We start from the raw sequence: 20,262 nt of genomic DNA on the forward strand, positions 1-20,262 counted from the left end.
GGGCTCTTTGGCTAAGGGGAACACCTACCTAATTAACATCCAAGACGCCTCAACTTACGACGGTATCCCGGTAACGGCAGCCCAGTACTCATTCAAAGCCAACAAATAAACTGAAACACTATTTTTTCTCTCTATTCCTTATTTTAGTCTCTTACTAGCAGGGGTAACGGTCTCCTTCTTTTCTGCTCGTCTTCTTCTCTTCAAGAGGGGCAATGTCAAATCGCGAGAAGTTGAGTCCAATGCGTAGATTAGACGATGTAATAATCAACCCAGCTTGGGTTGGTTTAATCTACTCCAAAGGTCAAAAGAGTGCCTTTTATTCTCTTGGGCTACTGCCGCCTATATTTAGGAGCACGCTCAGTTTTGCAGTAACTTCCCCGGAATCCTTGCCCTCGACAAAGGCGATCTGGTAGAGGTTGGCCAGCTGCTTAGCTGCATTACTGAGACTAGGCATCGCTACAAGTATGGCTCGTGAGGGTGGGGCTATGTCATAAGTTTTCGCAAACATGGTGATCACCGGCTGTATATCAACCTCCACTTCGGAGCATGCTACATCGACTAACAACTTCTCATCGCCCTTAGTCGCAACTAAATCAAACTGGTGGCTGACCCCCGACTTACCTTGGATCCTCCCCGAGTTCTCCACAGAATAGCCCGCCGACTTTAGGAACGCAGATATCGGCAATATGGTCTTGAGCCTCTGAGTTCTGAGAGTAGCTTCCTTGCCCAGTGTATACGAGTAACAGCTAACCAAGTCAGCATCATTAATTTGGAATGTGGCACCGCAACCTCGGCACCGTTCGTGGGTAGAGGGTTCGCTGAACCGCTTCCTACACTCATGGCACTCAAACCAAGCTCCTATCTTACGGTAATCCTTACCCCCCTCAGCTAAGAGGGCGTTACATTTAGGGCAGATGAGCTTATCTTCTCTCCTAAACTGGCTGTCAGTGCCTATGTAGCCGCACTTTAAATGTTCCAGGAGAAGACTCTTCTCGATGTTATAGGATCTACAGTAAGGACAAAAGGTAAGGATGGCGATATTGGGGGAGTGGCAGTGTGGGCAACCTAAAGATTTAGAGGTAAGCTTCCTCTCTAGGACTCCTTCAGCTGCAAGTCTCTCTAAGAAGGCAGCTGCTTCCTCCGAATTGCCAAGTATCTTCTCAACCTCTGGATAGCGGCAACCACGCTCAGCATCAAGTAGAGGCTCCAACTCGCCATTCATAACTGTTATTGCGTCGACAAGTCGCTTCACAACATCCTCAGAACTAGTCTTCGCTACAGCCTTAGACTCTCTAATCTCACCCTTGTCCTCCCTCTTATCCAGAGTCTTTTGGGACAGCGGCATAGCGTCAGACATTACCAACTAAGCCTTCAACCCGCTATAATGTGTTAAAATTTGATGACTGTTATTTGCCTTTTTAATATCTCCAGTCTTCCGTTCAACATGTTCATGTCCCGTTCCCTCGACAATCCACTTCGCCCTTAACCCTCCTAATAAAGTTGTTGCATGTGAAGCACTCTATAAATGCTACAGTCTCATTCCTGACAGGGCAATCAACCGCCTCCTGCTTCATCCTCTTTAATAAACCACCTTTCACAACGCCCTTCAGCTCACTCATCTTCTCCCTCGAAACCTTAATGGGTCTCTCCGGAACTTTGACTACAACTTTGTATTTGCCCTCATCCATAATATATAGCACCTCACTTCTCTTTAGGCTCTAAGACTATTGGACCCATATAGCCGCAATCATTACATAGATATTGTGGTGGGGTCAACCAGGGGCTTAACGGACCATACAGTGAGATGCTGGTGCTTCCACAGCGTGGACACAGGCTTCTCGTGGGCTTGGTCTGTCTTTTAATAATCTTTAGAGAAGAAACTAACCTAGTCAGGATTTTCAAGGTGTTTCGCTTCACAGTTATTGGTAATTGTCGTATCCGCTACTGCACTTCTATATTGTTTTCAGAAAACCCAAGCTGCACAAGTTTATCCTTAGTTCTCTCCCTATGGTCACCTTGCAGCATGATTTGGTTGTTCTTTGCAGTCCCGCCACAGGCGCAGAAACTTTTCAGTTCGGTAACTAACTTGCCCAGATCAACACTCTTAGCATCTATGCCCTCAATAATCGTGGCGGGTTTATTCCACTTCCGTTTCTCAAGCCGGACTCTGATGCGCTGTTGGTCTTTACTGATCTCACCGCATACGCATATGTCTTTAGGTAGACCGCATACCTGACAGATTTCCGCCATCCTATCTCCTTTAGCTCCTATACTCAATTCAGCCTCGCAAAGGTTAAGAAAAATGTATCACACATGTTTATATCTATTTCCCACCACCCATTTTTTGGGCAACTTTTAATATAAAAAGCTACAGGCAACAAGCCGGATCATATCTCAAAACTCACATCGCCAAAAATACGCCGCCAACGAGAACTGCTGTATTCTATACTTCATAAAACTCAGACAACCATAGTGAAATATAACACATCAGCAATTATTCAGCGGGTATACGTTGAAATGAATCTTAACTTTAAAGTCGAGGAGGCAAGGCAGAGGTTAGCTGAAGACATATCCATAGCAGGCCAACTTGCAATAGTATTGGAAGTAGCCGGATACCCAAAACCGGGAAACGTTCACCGCTTCCACGACTTCAGGGATACACGATTCGAACACTTTCTGGCCGGTGGGGTGGCAGTGGGGCCGAGTCTGAAGACTGCAGCCCTCAGGGGGATTGAGGCACGACTGGGTATGCGGCAGATGAGTGAAATTGGCCTCGGAGCGGCTATTTATAGCTGTGTGGAAGCTGCGAGGAGGTGGCATAAGGGGGGGAACACTCTTCTGGGGGTAGCAGCCCTCATAGTTCCTTTGGCAGCTGGGGCTGGCATGGCGGCAGTGGAGGGTAAATCCCCTGACCCCAGGGCACTCCGGCAAAGTACCACTCTGGCGATGAAGTTCACCACAGTGGAGGATGCTGTGGAGTTTTATAGAGCCGTGGCTTCCGCTGGGGCTGGTGGACTGGGTGTAGTTGAGGGAGCAGCAGCCCCTGATGTAGCAAACTCCTCAGCTGAGGAGGAACTCAAGTTGAAGGGGCTAAGGCTGATCGACGTTATGAGGGTAAGTGCAGAATGGGATGAGGTGTCTAGGGAGTGGGTTGAGGAGATGAATGTTACCTTTCAAATCGGTCATCCAACCATAGTGGAAGTCTTCAAGCAGACCGGTGACATCAACATCGCGACAGTCCATTGTTACTTAAAGATACTCTCTAACCGGCCTGATACTCTGATAGCGCGAAAGCTAGGCTTGGAAGCGGCGAAGGTTGTTTCTAAGAAAGCAGGGGAAGTGCTGGCGGCTGGCGGGCTCTTGACAGCGGAGGGTCGAAGGTCTCTCGAGATCTTCGACATCAACCTGAGAGAAGATAACAGATATAACCCTGGCACAACTGCAGATCTGACTGCTGCCTCCCTTATGGTAGCGATACTGACTGGTCTCAGGTTCTAGAGCAATTAGCCCCACGGAGTATGGTTTATTTTTGTCAACTTTTCAGAGCTTGGCTACTAAAGTTAGATTTATTTTGTTCTGGATGGTATTCTACGTGTGGAGCCCGGTGGTGTAGCGGTCAAAGGGCCAGACCACGACTAAGCATAGCAGGCTCTGGATCTACTCCGCGAGGTGGAGGAGAGATCTGCCGACGGGAGTTCGAAACTCGGCTACTCGAGCGGAAATCTCCCCCGGGCTACCAACCTTCAAGCACATACCTTTTTGGGTATGTAATAGGAAAGCCTAAAGCCTCCAACATCTGCATTAATAGGGAAAACTAAGACTGCACCTTGAGGAGACAGTGTTGAGCTTAAAACATTGCCCAGGAATAAAGAACCTAATCGAACCTACACAACTAACAATAAGGACATGCCCCTCCTGCGGCGGTGAAGTAGAATTCTTTAACGGCGAAACGGAGGTTCAATGCCCACAATGTGGGCGTATATTGCACCGAGAAGTTACACCTTCCTGTGTAACTTGGTGCCAATATGCAGACAAGTGTATAGTCGACTTGAAACAGAGGGGACTGATCACACCCTCAAGGGCGGAGGAACTTGAAGCTATAGCTAAGAAGAAAGAAACGAGTAAAGAGAAATCTTAAAGCATAACTCAGGTGCCCCTCCATTTTTGGGCGAGTGAACTTATGAGTGCTGTTGAGCTCCATCCGGACGAGGCTACGGGAAAAGGATGGGATGAGACTGTTTATTTTAACAAAGCTGGGGTGAAAGGTAAGCCGTTAAGCATCTCAAAGCTTCTCTCCTAGGAGTTTTTTAATTGCGCATTTAATTATGCACTTTACTCGGTCTCATTTAAGGAGCAGCCTCCGATTAAATGGTAGGGTAAATTTTTAAATCTTCAAAAATTATTATGGCTCTAAACTTCTGGGGGACGCCGCGGTTGAGATTAATCTTAGTTACAGGTGTGAGTGTAGCCGAGGCGAAGGGCAAGGAGCACGGTAAACTCTCAAGAGAGTATAAGGATGGTGTGGCTCTCTGCGAGATGGATGAGCGTGATATGAAAGCTTTGGGAGTGGAACCAGGTCAGAATGTGAGGGTTACTTCCAAGTATGGATCGATCGTAGTAAAAGTCTCCAAGATGAAAGAGCCAAACCCAGGCATCATCTTCATCCCAACTGGGGCTTGGGCCAACCAGCTCATAGGGGCGGAAACCTACTGTAGTGGGATGCCTGACTTTAAGGGTGTTGAGGTTGAGGTTGAGGCAGCCCCAACAGAACCAGTTCTCGACCTTAGAGATCTGCTGAAAGCTACATATGGGAGGGGGTAAGTTGGAGACCCATAAAGATGTTGTATGCACATACTGTGGTTGCGTATGTGACGATCTTGAGATTCAAACTGAGAACCAGCAGATAATCGCCTCCAAGTATGCGTGCGCAATAGCCAACGAAAAGTTCCTCGTCTGCCGAAAGGAGAGAAACCTGAGCCCTCTCCTACGAGTCGGTGGAGATCTGGTCGAGGCCGAGCTGGATGATACTATAGAAAGGGCTGCTCACATTCTGGCCGCCGCCAAGTATCCTCTACTCTACGGTTGGAGTAACACTTCATGCGAGACGATAAAGGTTGGCTTGGAGCTTGCGGAGTTAGTTGGAGGTTTGATAGATAACACCTCTTCGGTATGTCATGGCCCCGGCATAGAGGCAGTTCAGGAAGTTGGAGAGGTCTCCGCTACGCTCGGTCAAGTAAAGCATAGGGCTGATCTTATAATCTATTGGGGATGTAACCCTGGCAGTGGCCACATTAGGCATATGAGTAGGTATACCTTGGCGCAGGGGCGTTTCAGATCTGGGCGCAAGGATAGGAAGGTGGTTGTAGTTGACGTTAGGAGTACGCCGACATCGAAGGTGGGGGATGAATTTGTTAAGATAGAGCCAGGTGGAGATTATGAGCTCCTCACCGCCCTAAGGATGGCCATACGGGATGAGGAGTTTGAAGTCGATAAGGTGGCAGGTGTTCCAGTCTCAAAGATCGAGGAGCTTGCGGATCTCATGGCTAATGCACAGTTCGGTGCTCTCTTCTTCGGGTTAGGCTTGACTATGTCGAAGGGTAAATCTGAGAATGTGACAGCAGCCATCTCCCTTGTGGATGATCTAAACTCTAGGACGAAGTTCATATTGATGCCTATGAGAGGTCATCACAACGTTACAGGCGCTAACAAGGTTTTCACATGGCAGACAGGTTACCCCTTCGCAGTTGACTTCAGCCACGGCTACCCTCGATATAACCCCGGGGAGACTTCCGTCGTTGACTCTCTGGCGCGGGGTGAGCCTGATGCTGCCCTCATCGTCGCCTCAGACCCTGTGGCAAACTTCCCCAAACCCGCTGTGGCAAATCTTTCCAAGATACCTATAATCGTAATTGATCCTTCCCTAACGGCCACCGCACTCTTGGCTGATGTAGTGATCCCAACAGCCTTCTTAGGGGTTGAGTGTGCTGGGACAATCTACAGGATGGACGGCGTTCCACTCTACACGAAGAAGATAGTTGAGCCGCCGCCAAACTGTCTACCTGACACATTAATCCTCCAGAAGTTATTGAAGCGGGTTAAAGAGTTGAAGGGGGTATAAGAAACTTGGAATACATCATTCGTGGCGGTATTGTCTACGATCCACTTAACGGCATAAATGGAGAGAAAATGGATATCGCCGTAAAGGGCGGTAAGATAGTTGAGAGCGTTAGTAGCGGCGCTAAGGTGATAGACGCCTCAGGGATGATTGTGCTGCCTGGGGGGGTGGATCTTCACTCTCACATCGCAGGATCTAAGGTTAATGCTGGACGAATCATGCGACCTGAAGACCACTACCGCGATGTTGTAGTGAAAGCCGGTCTCACCCGCTCGGGCGTGGGCTACTCTATACCGTCTGTGTTCACTACAGGTTATAGATATGCTGAGATGGGCTACACAACCGTCTTTGAGCCTGCCACTACTCCTCTGAAGACACGGCACACTCACGATGAGTTGGCTGATATTCCGATAATAGATAAAGGATGCTTCCCCCTATTTGGGAACAACTGGTTTGTTATGGAGTATCTGTCTAGGGGGGAGATTGATGAGGCTGCAGCCTATGTTGCCTGGACCCTTGAGGCGACTAAAGGTTACGCAATCAAAGTTGTGAACCCTGGCGGAGGCGAGCGTTGGGGTTGGGGAGGCAGTATCAAGAGCATAGATGACCCAGTCCCACACTTCAACATAACCCCTAGAGAGATAGTCAGGGGACTATGCCAAATCAATAAGATGCTGAACCTTCCTCACCCAATCCATGTGCACCCTAACGGACTCGGTAAGCCTGGAAGCTATGAGACTACTATCGAGACGATGGATTGTGTCCGAGATTTTTCTGACGGTAGACCGGCAATTCATCTTACTCACATTCAGTTTGAAGGTTATACTGGAACTAACTGGCTGAATATTGGATCTGGGGGCGATGAGATAGCGAAGTATGTCAATGGTAATCCTCATGTCTCAGTAGACCTCGGCCAGATAGTATTTTCTGACACTACTACGATGACAGCGGACGCCCCGTTCGAGTATCAACTATACCTGATCACCGGGAATAAATGGACAAATGCCGATGTGGAGGCTGAGGAGACTGCCGGGGTAGTTCCATACGTTTATAGGCGGTCGAACTATGTCAACGCAGTTCAATGGGCTGTAGGCCTTGAGGTGGCTTTGCTGGCGAAGGATCCTTGGAGGGTCTTCTTGACAACTGACCACCCAAACGCGGGGGTCTTCACCGAGTACCCGCGGGTGATCTCTTGGTTGATGAGCAAAAAGGCTAGGGAAAAAGTGTTGTCCAAAGTCCCGAGGAATGCTCGAAGGAGAACCATGATCGCGGGCATTGATAGAGAGTATACCCTCTCAGAGATAGCCATATTGACTAGAGCTGGAACCGCTAAGATTCTTGGACTAAAGAATAAGGGGCACCTAGGCGAGGGGGCAGATGGTGATATCGCGGTGTATTCTCTGAATCCAGAGCGCATAGATCCGTCTACAGACTACCGAATCGTTAGACGAGCTTTCCGACATGCCAAGTACGTACTTAAGGATGGGGAACTCGTCGTGAATGATGAGAAAGTTGTACGCGTGGTTGAGGGAAGAACCTATTGGGTGAAGCCAAAGGTTCCTAAGGACCTATATGAGTCTGTAATATCTGATCTCAGATCAAAATTCGACAACTACTACACGGTTAAGATGAGCAACTACTTCATCAGCGAGGACTACATTGGACGCTCCGCACCGATCTACACAGGAGGCGACTAGATTGAAATCAATAAAGCTCACACTTAAACGACCGCCAAGAGTACCAGTTTACGCTGAATCCCTAACCCCTGATAAACTGAAGGATAAGAACCCTCAAGAGATTCGGGGGTTAGAGCTGTTGGAGGGTAACTCTAAGACAACGCTCGACAACTTATTTGATGTGGAGGTTGAAGACTGCGTCTCGAATACCGACGGTTTAAACCTCACCATAAAAGGAGAGCTGACAAAATTTAGGTATATTGGAAAGGGGATGACAGGTGGCTGCATCACCATCAACGGTAACGTGGGTTTCTATTTAGGCCAAGAGATGGAGGGCGGGAGTATAAAGGTCAATGGGAATGTAGGTCCGTGGGCTGGCGCGATGATGAAAGGAGGTCAAATCGAGGTCAATGGAAACGCAGGGGACTTCTTGGCGGCGCCGTATAGAGGAATGAAGAGCGGCATGGTTGGAGGCTCTGTTCTCATCCATGGCGACGCCGGTGTTCAGGTAGGCAGGAAGATGAAAGGTGGGCTTATCTCAATAGATGGTGGGACAGGCTTATTCCTCGGGTTTGGGATGCAGGGAGGGGAGATTCTAGTGAAGGGCTCTTGCGCTGGGAGGGCGGGCGCTGAGATGGAGGGTGGAAAGATAATAGTCTTGGGGCAGATTCCCCAACTCCTCCCCACCTTCACCTTTAGTGAGTTGAAGGAGAAAGTTAAATTTGGTGAGGATAAGATTTCAGCCTCCTTCTACGTCTATATGGGGGACATACTCAAAGGTGGCGCTGGGAAGATCTTCATCTCCAGATGTAGGAATAAACATCTTAATCCAATAGGTGAAATCTTCCCAGATCCGCCACTAAACCTGAACAGGTCGGCACTTCCCTACGTTGAAAAGATGCTACTGGAGAGCCAAAGACTAGGCGTCGCTGTGGTTAAGGATCCCTCAGGGGCCACAATCATTGATGCCGGTGTCCACGTGAAAGGTAGTGTAGAGGCTGGGGTTTTAGTCTCCTTGATATGCATGGGGGGTTTAGCTGAGATATCGACAGGGGACGCAATCTACGGCGGGTTAAAGCTGCCCTCCCTCCAAGAGGTTGTTGTAGGCCACCCTGCTGCTGTAACTCTAGGTGCACAGTTCGCAGGTTGGGCGATAAAGACTGATGACTATTACGCTCTGGGGTCGGGACCTGCGAGAGCGATCTCACTTCAACCTAAGAAGCTCTACGAGAAGCTCTGCTACAGTGAACCTCCCGATGTGGCGGTATTGGTAGTTGAATCTGACAAGTTACCCTCTGAGAGCGCCATAGAATACGTTGCCTCGGCATGCAAGGTTGAGAAGTCGAGGCTCTTCATCGTCGTAGCCCCTACTTCAAGCGTTGTTGGGTCTGTTCAGGTGGCGGGCAGAGTAGTAGAGACGGGCATACATAAGCTCACAGAGGTCGGCTTCCATCCGAATAAAATTCTGAGTGGGAGGGGCAGTTGCCCGATCGCGCCGGTTCACCCAAATAGCACTATCGCCATGGGGATCACAAACGACATGATACTCTATGGTGGAGATGTTTATTATGAGGTCAAATGCCGGAGTGACGATGAAATCGTCGACGTGATAGACGAAGTGCCCTCTACCTCTTCGAGGGATTACGGCAGGCCGTTCTATGAGACCTTTAAGGCGTCGGGATGCGACTTTTACAAGATAGACGCAGGTCTCTTCGCGCCGGCCCGGATAACTATTAAGAACACGACCACGGGGAACAGTTTCACCGCTGGAAAGATTAGCCCCGAGATTCTTGAGGCGTCACTGGGTCTCCTCAAAGTTTCAGGGTGAGAATTAGGCGGCGTGGCGTAAAGGCTTTAAGAGGCTAAGTGATTTTTTTCATCTGGGTTATTTTTGAAGAAATCTTTAGTAGAGGAATTTCCAAGCGTGATTAATAGAATTTATCAACTATACAAACTTTACCCCAACGTAGAAGATGTGGTTAGCAGGAATCCCGTTACAATCGATCCAACAGCTACCATGCTTGAGGCTGGGCGAGTGATGGGCGAACGCCACATTGGAAGCCTATTGGTAGAAGATAAGGGCAGAACAGTCGGGATGGTTACTGAACGTGATCTATTAAGCAAAGTCATAGCCAAGCGTAGAAGACCTGAGCATGTCATGGTTAAAGAGATAATGTCCACATATCTTGTTACGATAAAGCCCATCGCCTCTGTGAGAGAGGCTGCGCGCAAGATGATAAAAGAGAAGGGGCGCCTCGTGGTCCTAGAGGAAGGCAAGGCTGTCGGCATTGTGACAGCCTCTGACCTAGTAAAGAAGCTGCCAGCCCTAGAAGTTGAGCTCAAAGTTGACGATGCTATGACTCCAAAGGTCACAACGTTAGACGTAGAATCTTCGATCGAGGTAGCTGCTGGGCTCATGGATCGAGAGCGCATCGGCAGCGTAATAACCACTCAGGGAGGACGTGTAGTTGGCATATTCACGGAACGTGATCTACTCACGAAGGTGATCGCGGCAGGGGTTCCTTTAAACACCAAGGTTGGTAGTGTAGCTTCATCGCCTCTCATAACAATCCCCTCCGGCACCCCTATAAACCAAGCGGCCAAATTTATGTCTGAGAAACACATTCGCCGTCTCCCTGTTGCAGCGGCAGATGGAAATGTTATCGGTATAGTGACTGCTAGAGACCTTGTGGAGGCGTACGCTAGGTAGCATGTACGTAAAGCTTAACACAGTCCTTCACATCCATGTCTTGGGCAATGAAGAAAGCTGGTATTGCGGATAAGTGAAGAGTGACATCAGAGCAGAGCCCAATATTGCCGATCAAGTTTGAGCGGAGTAGGTTAGTGTGCAATGCGCCGTATACGATCGGCTAGTTACCATAAATCCTTATTTTAAACCCTTTAACCTCAACTTTGATCATTCGTTTTTGAGATCCTCCGTCATCCTCAAACATCTTTGGGTAATGGTTATACATTTTTTATAGTGAATTTTACATTTCGCCGCACCTACACTATAATTTACTCATGACTGGCGGAGAGGGAAAAACAGAGCCTCAGGGCGGAGTAGTAGCTCCAGTCGGCGGAGACCGTATATTTTACGGTTGGATCGTAGTAGCATCCGCCTTCTCTATAAGCTCACTCTACGGAGTTTTCCTATCCTACGGTGTCTTCTTTACCCTCTTGATGGAGGAGTTCAATTGGACGGCGATCGAGGTTTCCGTGGCGCCTTCGCTACATGCTACGACTTTTCTCATTTCAGCCTTACTGATGGGCCGGCTTGTTGATAGGTATAATCCAAGAGTAGCCCTCGCAGCTGGAGGTGTGCTGATGGGTTTAGGTCTCCTCTTGTCAGGCTGTATTGATGCTCTTTGGCAGCTTTACCTCTTCTATGGGTTTATAGCCTCATTAGGGGTTGGAGCCATCTTCATTCCCACCAGTGTCACGATACTCCGCTGGTTTGTAAGATGGAAGACAATGGCCTTGGGGTTATACCTTGCTGGCGTAAGTGCAGGCGCTCTAGTAATGCCGGTTTGGTTGGAGTATTTGATAATCCTTTCAGGGTGGCGGTTAGCCTTTGCCATTATGGGTGTAACCTGCTGGGTGGTGATGGCTTTTGGTGTTAAAATCTTCAAAGACAGCCCAGAGGTTAAGGGTCTCAGGCTCCACGAGTCTGCCGCCGGCGATGTAGAGAAGCATAGTGATTGGACAATCTCCCAGGTGATTACGTCGAGAGGCTTTCGAGCGATCGTCTCAACTTACATCCTATTCTGGCTTGGCGCTTACATTCCACTGATTCATGTAGTTCCATTCGCCGTTGAGTCAAGCATCCCATGGGAGGTTGGCGTGGCGGCACTTAGTATTATCGGCGCGTTCAGTATGGCGGGCAGGATACTTATGGGCGCCATATCTGATAAGGTAGGGAAAATTCCCACCCTAATTATGTGCTTACTCCTGCTCTCAGGCAGTCAACTAGTACTGAGTTTCACGCCCATAACCTCAACGCTCTTCATCTTCTCGGTTGCTTTCGGGTTCGCCTATGGGGGTTGTATGCCTCAATTCCCAGCTATCGTGAACGACCATTTCAGAACAGCTTCAATTGGTGTGGTATTCGGCTTGGTGGAGGGTCTCAGTTTCGGTGTCGGTGGGGGTATAGGGCCGATACTTGGCGCGTATATATTTGAAGCTTTAGGAAGCTATCAGGCTACATTTCTAGTGGCTGCATCCTTCTCGATACTCTCTGCCATTCTGTCCCTCTCATTAAGGAGGGGGCCACGAACTTGACAACCCCCCGCTGCATGCCAACTGGAGGCGGGCTCAGGGTTGCCCAGAATTTTTGGCTTGTGGCCTAGGTTATCTCGCTACTTATATTCGTGTCTTTTAAGGTTTGAATCTTTTCAGGAGAAGAGAATTCCCAACAACCGTCAATGAACTGAATCCCATAGCCGCAGCCGCGAGGATTGGGTGAAGTAGTATCTGGAAAGATGGATATAACGCCCCTGCAGCCACAGGGATTAACGCGGTATTATAGGCGAAAGCCCAGAAGAGATTCTCTTTGATCTTCCTGAAAGTCTTCCTGCTGAGCCTTATCGCGGTTAAAATATCCCTCAAGTCATCCTTTATCAGTATGATGCCTCCGGTCTCTTTTGCAACATCAGTCCCGCTGCCAATTGCGATGCCCACATCTGCCTGAGCCAGCGCAGGGGCGTCATTTATTCCGTCTCCAACAAATCCAACAACCCTGCCTTCCTCTTGGAGATGTTTGACCTCGTCAGCCTTATCCTTCGGTAGCATGCCAGCCAAGACATACTTGATTCCCAGCTTTTCGGCGATAGCATTCGCCGTTCTGTAATTATCTCCAGTGAACATGACAATCTCGACCCCCATGCCTTGTAGAGCGTCTACAACCTCCTTCGCATGCTCCTTTAAAGTGTCCGCTACAGCGACCGCCCCAACCATCACCCCATCCAAAGCCAAAATCATAACTGTCTTACCCTCTTCCTCGATGGAGACAATCTTGTCTTCAAGACCCTCAATGGCTATTCCATTATCTTCCATAAGCCTCCTGTTTCCAAGAAGTATTAGCTTACCATCATAACCTGCCTTAACTCCACACCCTGGGGCTACTTCGAACTTTGAGGGGTCAGGGATGCCTATACCTCTCCCTCTAGCACTCCGAACTATAGCTTCTCCTAGAGGGTGCTCAGAGTTCTTCTCCGCGATGGCTGCGAACCTTAATATCTCATCGTCACCTAGTTCGCTGAATGTGATGATGTTGGTTAAGGATGGTTCCCCTCTGGTCAGCGTGCCAGTCTTGTCGAAGATTATTGTTTGGAGCTTATGTGCCTTCTCGAGGTATTCTCCCCCTTTGATCAGGATACCGTTTTCAGCTCCTTTCTCAGCCCCAATCATCACCGCCATAGGTGCGGCTATCCCTAACGCGCATGGGCAGGCAATCACCAGTACGGCTATAGCTACGATGAGGGAAAAGGAGAAGCTCATCACACCAACTAGATGCCAAGCGAAGAATGCAAAACATGCTATCAATATGACTACTGGTACAAAGTATGAAGATACCATGTCAGCCAGCCGCTGTAGAGGCGCCCTTGACATATAGGTATCCTCGACTAACCTTATTATTTGAGATAAGGTTGCATCCGCTCCGACCTTTGTTGCTTTTATCTTCATCACCCCAGAGATGTTGGTGGTGCCGCCGACAACTTCGCTGCCAACCTCCTTCTCGACTGGCATACTTTCACCAGTAATCATCTTCTCGTCGACAAAAGAATACCCCTCGATAACTACTCCGTCGGCGGGAATTTTATCCCCAGACTTGACTACTAAAATGTCGCCCGGCTTAACATGCTCTACCGGGATCTTCACCTCCTCTCCGTCTCTTAATAACCAAGCGATCTCTGGTTGCAGATCCATTAACTTCCTGATGGCATCCGAGGCTTTGCCCTTGGCTTCCTCCTCTAAAAGCCTTCCTGTGAGCACCAAAGTGATGATCAAAGTGGACGTATCAAAGTATACCTCTCTCATCGAGAAGAAGCCGGGAATGAAGGTAGTTACGGTGCTGTAAACCCACGCTGCAGAGGTGCCTACTGCTATTAGGGTGTCCATGTTGGCGTTTCTACTCCGCAAAGCGTCATAGGCTCCTCGGTAATACCTGTACCCCGCTATGAACTGGACTGGTGTGGCGAATATAAAGAGCCAAGCCTCGTTGGGTAAAACCGGCAGAATCCTTACGTGTGTGAAGATGAGCGTTATAGCACCTAAACCCCAGCTGAAGATTACCAGTCGTCTGAGATTCCGTAACTCGACCTCTGGTCTTATGAATGTCTCAGCGCAGCTTTCACTGCAAAAATAGTATGTCCGCCCTCTGACCTCCCGTTTGATTACTCCTTCCTTATTCTCATTCACATACATCCCGCAAACTGGGTCTTTAGCCACTCACTCACCTACCCTTACCTCATCGTTTCCCTCAAAAGAACTTCATAACTTAGAAGCATTGGGACGGCTTAAACCTTCTCAAAGCCCAAGGAACTTATTAGCCGAAGATTACAACAATTAATATGGTTCCTTACGGGCGCATGATCGATCTTGGACGTGAGGGATGTTGAGAGACGCTAAGAAAGGATCGTCTTCTGTTGGCGACGCTGAGGGGAGATTGAAGGCACTCACTGTAAGGGTGGTTGGAGATTTCGCCAAGCTAGATCTAGGCAGAGGGGTTCGAAGGGGCATACCGGAGGTTGTTCTGGCTGAGAACAAAACTCCGAAAGAGACCGCCGCCATAGTATCCGAGATGGCAAACTCGTTAGGGGTAGCTATAGTTACACGTGTGAATAGCTATCATCTTAAGGAATTAAGGAAACTTGACAAATTCAAAGTTAAGTTTTACGACAGAGCCAAGGTCGCGGTAGTTAGTAAGCATGAATACCACCCCAATAAGACTGGCGGCAGGGTCGCAATACTAACCGCTGGCACGGCGGACATTCCAGTCGCCGAGGAGGCAAAGATCATAGCCACCCATATGGGTTGCAATGTCTACACAGCATATGATGTCGGTGTAGCTGGTCTTCATAGACTCTTTAAACCTCTCCAAAAGCTCGGCGAGAAGGAGATCGATGTGTTTATAGTGGTTGCGGGGAGGGAGGGGGCTTTACCCTCAGTGCTCTGTAGCCTTGTAGATAGCCCAATCATAGGCGTACCAACCTCCTCAGGCTACGGCTACGGTGGGAAGGGTGAAGGAGCGCTTATGGCGATGCTCCAGTCTTGCGCCCTAGGATTAGCTGTGGTCAACATAGATAACGGAGTTGGGGCGGGCGCCCTAGCAGCCTTGATAGCGAATAAGATCGCCGCAGCGCGTGGAAGACTACGGCGCGGAGAATCGCCAAAATAGCGGTGGGAGGGGTAAATGTCACTTGTCTGCAAGGTAGTATGGCTTTCGCCTTAAGACCGCCGTTTCAAAAGCTCGTCTGAGCTCAACCTCTGGTCTCCCCTCCCTGATAAGGGTGAGGATGTCTACAAGGTTGTCGTTCCTCATAAGACAGGGTTTCAATTCTCCATTTGAGGTAAGTCTCATTCGGGTGCAATTCTTGCAGAAGTCTGAGCTGTGAAATGGTCTCACCAACTCTACCTTTGAACTTTTGCCATCGAGATGAAAGATCCTCCGGTTATGGAGATCTCTAAACTCAACCTGGCGCGAGAGTCTCCTTAACTGCTCTTCAAGCACACCCAAGCTCACATAAAACCTCTCGAAATCACCGACAGCTATGCCTTGCCTCTCCAACTCAATCAACTGTAGGATATAGGATCGTTCCGACGTGAAGTCTATCATATCCCAAACTTCACTCTCATTAAGCCCCCTGAGCACTACCATGTTTATCTTAATTGGAGTTAGACCAGCCTCAGTTGCGGCTACCAATCCTCTCTTCACGTCTTCCACCCTATTCTCGCCAGTTATTTTATGGTAGGTTTCAGCTCTTAAAGAGCTGAAACCAACGTTAACTCGGCTCAATCCCGCTCTCCTAAGGTCAAGCGCGAAGTCTGCAAGTAGTGTACCGTTGGTGGTCATTGACACCTCCTCGATGTGGGGTGTACCCTTTATGCTCGAGACAAGCTCGCAGATGTCACTGCGGAGCAGAGGTTCGCCGCCGGTTATCTTAACCCTACGGATACCGAAGTAAGCTGCAATTTCTACGATCTGCTTCACCTCGGCTGGTGACATCTCCCTATCCACGCCGCGAACTTCTCCCTCTCTATGGCAGTAAATGCATTTGAGGTTGCAGCGTTTAGTGACCGAGACTCGGAGGCTTGTCACAGGCCTACCAAACCTATCAATCATCAACCTCTGGGGCCTCACAGTGGCTAGGGTTTAGTATCACCCATAAAAGGCTGGCGCCTCTGCAGCAGCTGGCTGATATGGTATATTGTATTTTTGGGCATATAACAACGCCTGAAATAGCTCTCATCAAGCACTAGGCAGGCTTCCAAAAGTCTAGAAGCAACCGCAATTTTCAGCTCCCTTGTTGAGAGTTATCAGAGCTGACCAGCGAGCCTGGATATGATCATTCTTCTTTACTACTTCTCTAACTCGGTCGGCTCGTTTCTCTTTGGCGTCGGTTCTTCTTTTTTAGTCGGGGAAACTTGAGCGTAAAGCGCTTCTAGCTGTTTCCTCATGAACCTCAGATCTCTACCTAGGTTAAAATAATCCGCGAAGAGGTCGGTTGTTCTCAGGAGTTGAGACTTTCCAAACTTCTCTTTCGATATGAGCCCCATTCGGCTTAGCTCACTGATGTGTTCATATGCTTGAGCTCCCCTCACCGACACAACCTTAGCTTGCGGCACAGGCTGCCTGTAGGCGATGTATGAAAGAGTTCGTAAGGGCCCCTCAGTTAGTAGAGGCTTGATGGCGAGTCGTCTCACACGGGGCACATACTCAGGCTTGAGTTGCATAACAAACCTCTCATCATTTAACTCCAAAACTTCGAGAGCGCTATCTCTCTTTCGATACTCCTCCGCTAACGCACGTGCTACCATCTGTGCCTTCTTCCGCGAGGTTATCCCCGTTATGGAACATATTGTCTTCAACTCCAGAGGGCGACCCGCCACGTATAGAGAAGCCTCAACAAGGCTCACTTTGTGTTTTAAATCCTCTTCACTTGTTAACGTCGCTTTTTCCGACGCCTTCGCCTCACAAACAGCTGGCTGATCTTCTGTAGATGGTTTATCAGATGGTGATGTTTGGGCCACTCTTACCTGGCTCCTTTACCAATGTTATATATATCTCCCCGCCCTCTTCTCTTTGGGATAGTTCTATAAGGTTATCCGTCGCTAAAAATAGTAACAGCAGAAATGTAAGTATCACTTCCGCTCGATCTTTGCCTCTGACTATTTTGGAGAAAGTTAGAAAACCTTCGGATGAGGCTTCTCTAAGATGTTCGTAGAGCACTTTAAGCTTGTCCGATATCTCTATAAAGAATCTATCATAATCCTGAAAACCCTCAGTAGGTGGCGAGAGCAGTAGTTGGGGTTTAGCAGGCTTCACGGAGGCCTCTGCCTTTATAGCCTCTTCCAGAGCCTCGATTAGGCTTCCTAATGTTGTTGAAGTATATTCGTAGCGGAAGGGAAGCTGTATAGGGGGAGGGATGAACTCGGCTGGCTTCTCCACCGGCGGCGGAGGCGGCTCTTCTAGCTTCAGGATTAATTCCGACTGTAACCGTAGAACGATGCAAGCTGAGAGCAGAGCAGTACCAGAGACGGAGAAGTCTATGTAGCCGGTTTTCTTCATCTCGGTTATGAAGGAGGAGAGAACGTGTGCTATGTTTACATCCCAAGGTTTTATTCTCTGCAGTTTTATTAGGTCAAAGAGCACATGCCAAGGTGGCTTAAGCCAGAAAGGTTTCTCAACAGTCTTCTTGCTCGTGTTTATGCCACCTTCGGCATAGAATAAACATAGGATACGCCATTTCTTCCATGTATCCCTATAACCTTGTTAGCCTTCGTCGCCATCGGTTCCTTAAAGGTTATCGCTATAATTTGAGATGTCTGAGCTTCCTTGGCGAGGAGATCTGCAAGCCTTTGCGTGTTTACGGGGTCCAGGTGAGCGTCAATCTCGTCGAAGATATAGAATGGGGAGGTCTTCGTCAAGGTTTGAAGGGCGAAAATATAACAGACTGCTACCACAGACTTCTCACCGCCGCTGGCCCCAGTTACTAGGATTGGAGCTTTACCCGGAAACTCAACGAGGATGTCTAGTCCTTCTTCGAAGGGGTTTTCTGGGTTTTGTAGCTGAAGCCAACCTTTACCTCCAGTTATCAGATGGAAGGATTCGGAGAATTTCTGATTCACCTTCTCTAACGCAGATAAGAATGTATCTCGTTTCTCCCGCTCTATTGACTCCATAAATCGCAGAATTGCTCGTTTCTCTTCTTCAAGCTGATTGATTCTAACTGAGAGTTCTTTGTAGTTCTTCTTTTGAGGTTCATATGACTCGACGGCAGTCATATTTATCTTGTCGGCTAGGTTTTCGAACTCTTCACGGAGACGTTCAATAGAAGATTCCAAAATGGCAAGATCGTCTGCTTTTATCTCGATAGAAAGGTCAAAGCCGGTGAGTTTTAGCTCTCTCTCAGCCTGTTCAATTTCCATCTGGTGTCTAATCATCTCTTGTTTAAGAGAATTAACTGCATCATTTCGTTGTTCAAGCTCTTTTGCAGCAGTCCTCAATTGCTTGTTTATTTCTTCGATGGCTTCGTTGAATCTTTTGGCCTCTTCCTTCTTCGCTAATAGCACGGTTGAAAGTTTCTCCTTTGAGGACTCCAACTCTTTCAAACGTGAAGTAGCCTCTTCCAGCTGTTTCGTTGTCATCTCTATTCTCCTTTTGTGGGCGTTTATGTTCTTCCTTATCCCAACGATTTCGTTCCTCGCAGTGGTGATCGATGGTATGAATATACTCTTTAGATTGGAGTCCAAAGTCTCCATCTTGCTGAGGATCTCATTGTATCGGCGCTCTAGGTCGCTTATCTCGGATTCTAGAGTGGCTCTCTCGCCCTCCATCTTGGTCACGGTTTCAGGCTTCAGCTTTTTTCTAAGATTCGCAGCCTCAACCCTCAAGATGTGGAGTTGTTTCTCTAACTCTTCTACCTTCGCCTTGGAGCTGGAGATTGAGTTCTGCAAAACCTCATACCTATGGTTGAAGGACTTCAGTCTCCTATTCAGTTCTGCTAGATCCTTGTGAATACGGGCGGTATTCAGCTCAAGCTCTTCAACCTGTTGATCCAGCGCCTTTATAGTGTCCATCTGCGCGGTCTTCTCGCCTTCAAGTCTTATCAACTCATCTCCAAGACGCTTAAGATCGGCAACTCTTTTGTTGAGAAGCTGCTCCAGAGATGTAACAGTCTCGCTTATCCTCTTAATGGCTATGTCGCTTGGGATAACTTCTGAGAGGTCTATCGGCTCCCTATAGAACCCAACCTCCAAGCGGAATCCAGGCTTAAAGACCTGTCCATCTATAGTTACGACTCTGTATCCCTGATCTGAAGCTTGCAAGGCTGTCTCTTCGCTTGAGGCCACGAACGTATCTCCAAAGACGAAATTTACTGCAGGCTTATATTTAGCTGCGCAGTCAATGAGTGATGCAACAGAACATGTGACCCCTTCTATGCTGGGCTTCTCCGTAAGCTTGGTGCCTTTCAAGTTTTCTAAAGGTAGAAGCTTAACTCGCCCAATCTTAGCCCTCTTTAGACTTTCCGCACATTTCCATACCACACTCACATCCTCAACGATTAGGGCTCGGAGCCAACCCTCAGCGGCAGCCTCAACAGCTTTACGGTACTTATTTTCGAATCTAATTCGCTCCTCCAAACGTCCATGTACACCAGTCAACGCTCCAAGTTTAGCGAGGCTTTCTATGTGCTCAAGAGCCTTCTCTTCTGAGAGGATAGTCTCGGCAAGTTCTTTCCTAGAAGTGAACTCGGTGACGCTTAGACGACCCTGCTTTATAACTTTCTCCGCGTTCTTGATCTCCGTATCGCTAACCTCTCTCTGGCGCTTAACCTTCTCGATAGTCTGGATTATATCCTCAAGTCTGCTCTGCTCCTTGCGTCTTATCTGAGTTATACCTTTCAACCGTTCAACGAAACTGTTGTGTAGTTCTTCGAAGTTTTTCTTTCTGGCTTCAAGGGTTTGGATCTGTTCCACCAAAATCTCGTTACTCTCCTCCTCAGCCTTAATCTTAACCTCCAAGTGTCCCTGCTCTCTCTCTAACTGTTCAATTTGATCCTCTAACTCTGCAAGTTTAGCGGCATTAGCACCGACCATCTCCTTTATCTCGGTGATCATACCCACTAGTTCGTCCCTTTGCCTCTTTTTCTCGTTGAGTTTAGCCGCAATCTCCTCTTTGGCTTGTGTGAGTCGTTTTAATTCTCTCTGAGAATTGTTGATGTTTTCTCTGATCCACTTCAGGTTTTC

The 20,262-nt window shown here is 48.4% G+C and carries 17 protein-coding genes and 1 tRNA gene; 10 read left to right on the forward strand and 8 right to left on the reverse strand.

From position 1 onward, the window contains the following. Positions 1-316: 316 nt before the first annotated feature. The 3 genes from QXJ75_06120 to QXJ75_06130 all read right to left on the reverse strand — a co-directional run bounded on the left by QXJ75_06120 (position 317) and on the right by QXJ75_06130 (position 2,250). Positions 317-1,357 carry a hypothetical protein gene (locus QXJ75_06120; GenBank protein MEM3737639.1) on the reverse strand — a complete coding sequence of 347 codons (1,041 nt, stop codon included), beginning with the start codon at positions 1,355-1,357 and terminating at the stop codon, positions 317-319. Positions 1,358-1,448: 91 nt separating this feature from the next. Then, positions 1,449-1,688: a hypothetical protein gene (locus tag QXJ75_06125; protein ID MEM3737640.1), complete on the reverse strand. Its 240-nt coding sequence runs from the start codon at positions 1,686-1,688 to the stop codon at positions 1,449-1,451. Between the two features lie 253 nt (positions 1,689-1,941). After that, positions 1,942-2,250, reverse strand: a complete 309-nt coding sequence (locus QXJ75_06130; GenBank protein ID MEM3737641.1) for a translation initiation factor — start codon at positions 2,248-2,250, stop codon at positions 1,942-1,944. Between the two features lie 222 nt (positions 2,251-2,472). Between QXJ75_06130 and QXJ75_06135 the strand changes: the two genes are divergently transcribed. From QXJ75_06135 to QXJ75_06175, 9 genes are all read left to right on the forward strand, one after another. Continuing rightward, on the forward strand, positions 2,473-3,498 hold the full coding sequence (locus QXJ75_06135; protein MEM3737642.1) for a triphosphoribosyl-dephospho-CoA synthase: 1,026 nt from the start codon (positions 2,473-2,475) through the stop codon (positions 3,496-3,498). 100 nt (positions 3,499-3,598) lie between these two features. Next, positions 3,599-3,739: transfer RNA gene (locus tag QXJ75_06140), tRNA-Gln, on the forward strand. 102 nt (positions 3,740-3,841) lie between these two features. Continuing rightward, complete coding sequence (locus tag QXJ75_06145; GenBank protein MEM3737643.1) at positions 3,842-4,138, forward strand: hypothetical protein; 297 nt, start codon at positions 3,842-3,844, stop codon at positions 4,136-4,138. 266 nt (positions 4,139-4,404) lie between these two features. Then, positions 4,405-4,821 carry a molybdopterin dinucleotide binding domain-containing protein gene (locus QXJ75_06150; protein ID MEM3737644.1) on the forward strand — a complete coding sequence of 139 codons (417 nt, stop codon included), beginning with the start codon at positions 4,405-4,407 and terminating at the stop codon, positions 4,819-4,821. Position 4,822: 1 nt separating this feature from the next. Beyond that, positions 4,823-6,118 (forward strand): formylmethanofuran dehydrogenase subunit B, encoded by a 1,296-nt coding sequence (locus QXJ75_06155; GenBank protein MEM3737645.1) that lies wholly within the window; start codon positions 4,823-4,825, stop codon positions 6,116-6,118. Positions 6,119-6,123: 5 nt separating this feature from the next. Further along, the gene (locus QXJ75_06160; protein ID MEM3737646.1) at positions 6,124-7,812 is read left to right on the forward strand and encodes a formylmethanofuran dehydrogenase subunit A; all 1,689 of its coding nucleotides are present in this window, start codon (positions 6,124-6,126) and stop codon (positions 7,810-7,812) included. A gap of 1 nt (position 7,813) precedes the next feature. Then, positions 7,814-9,619 (forward strand): methenyltetrahydromethanopterin cyclohydrolase, encoded by a 1,806-nt coding sequence (gene mch, locus QXJ75_06165; GenBank protein MEM3737647.1) that lies wholly within the window; start codon positions 7,814-7,816, stop codon positions 9,617-9,619. Positions 9,620-9,682: 63 nt separating this feature from the next. Further along, positions 9,683-10,501 (forward strand): CBS domain-containing protein, encoded by an 819-nt coding sequence (locus QXJ75_06170; GenBank protein ID MEM3737648.1) that lies wholly within the window; start codon positions 9,683-9,685, stop codon positions 10,499-10,501. Between the two features lie 314 nt (positions 10,502-10,815). Next, positions 10,816-12,072: an MFS transporter gene (locus QXJ75_06175; GenBank protein MEM3737649.1), complete on the forward strand. Its 1,257-nt coding sequence runs from the start codon at positions 10,816-10,818 to the stop codon at positions 12,070-12,072. Positions 12,073-12,168: 96 nt separating this feature from the next. Here the strand turns inward: QXJ75_06175 and QXJ75_06180 are convergent, their stop codons facing one another. Beyond that, positions 12,169-14,241, reverse strand: coding sequence for a heavy metal translocating P-type ATPase (locus QXJ75_06180; protein MEM3737650.1), 2,073 nt, complete (start codon positions 14,239-14,241; stop codon positions 12,169-12,171). A gap of 166 nt (positions 14,242-14,407) precedes the next feature. Between QXJ75_06180 and larB the strand changes: the two genes are divergently transcribed. Then, on the forward strand, positions 14,408-15,190 hold the full coding sequence (larB, locus tag QXJ75_06185) for a nickel pincer cofactor biosynthesis protein LarB (GenBank protein MEM3737651.1): 783 nt from the start codon (positions 14,408-14,410) through the stop codon (positions 15,188-15,190). Between the two features lie 18 nt (positions 15,191-15,208). Here the strand turns inward: larB and moaA are convergent, their stop codons facing one another. The 4 genes from moaA to QXJ75_06205 form a co-directional block, all read right to left on the reverse strand. Beyond that, positions 15,209-16,135 carry a GTP 3',8-cyclase MoaA gene (gene moaA / locus QXJ75_06190; GenBank protein ID MEM3737652.1) on the reverse strand — a complete coding sequence of 309 codons (927 nt, stop codon included), beginning with the start codon at positions 16,133-16,135 and terminating at the stop codon, positions 15,209-15,211. A 236-nt stretch (positions 16,136-16,371) separates the two neighbouring features. Continuing rightward, positions 16,372-17,043 (reverse strand): SMC-Scp complex subunit ScpB, encoded by a 672-nt coding sequence (scpB, locus tag QXJ75_06195; protein MEM3737653.1) that lies wholly within the window; start codon positions 17,041-17,043, stop codon positions 16,372-16,374. Further along, positions 17,021-17,581 carry a hypothetical protein gene (locus QXJ75_06200; protein ID MEM3737654.1) on the reverse strand — a complete coding sequence of 187 codons (561 nt, stop codon included), beginning with the start codon at positions 17,579-17,581 and terminating at the stop codon, positions 17,021-17,023. Before QXJ75_06200 ends, scpB begins: the two co-directional genes overlap by 23 nt. Positions 17,582-17,718: 137 nt before the next feature. Continuing rightward, positions 17,719-20,262 (reverse strand): chromosome segregation SMC family protein (locus QXJ75_06205; protein MEM3737655.1); only part of this gene is annotated, 2,544 nt, incomplete at its 5' end.

It is taken from the genome of Candidatus Bathyarchaeia archaeon (assembly GCA_038883335.1).
Lineage (GTDB): Archaea > Thermoproteota > Bathyarchaeia > Hecatellales > Hecatellaceae > JAVZMI01.

Excerpts from the sequence above, each read along its gene's own strand:
- QXJ75_06120 (MEM3737639.1), bottom strand. The coding sequence starts at position 1,357 with ATGTCTGACGCTATGCCGCTGTCCCAAAAGACTCTGGATAAGAGGGAG.
- QXJ75_06125 (MEM3737640.1), bottom strand. The coding sequence starts at position 1,688 with ATGGATGAGGGCAAATACAAAGTTGTAGTCAAAGTTCCGGAGAGACCC.
- QXJ75_06130 (MEM3737641.1), bottom strand. The coding sequence starts at position 2,250 with ATGGCGGAAATCTGTCAGGTATGCGGTCTACCTAAAGACATATGCGTA.
- QXJ75_06150 (MEM3737644.1), top strand. The coding sequence starts at position 4,405 with ATGGCTCTAAACTTCTGGGGGACGCCGCGGTTGAGATTAATCTTAGTT.
- QXJ75_06175 (MEM3737649.1), top strand. The coding sequence starts at position 10,816 with ATGACTGGCGGAGAGGGAAAAACAGAGCCTCAGGGCGGAGTAGTAGCT.
- moaA (MEM3737652.1), bottom strand. The coding sequence starts at position 16,135 with ATGATTGATAGGTTTGGTAGGCCTGTGACAAGCCTCCGAGTCTCGGTC.
- QXJ75_06200 (MEM3737654.1), bottom strand. The coding sequence starts at position 17,581 with ATGAAGAAAACCGGCTACATAGACTTCTCCGTCTCTGGTACTGCTCTG.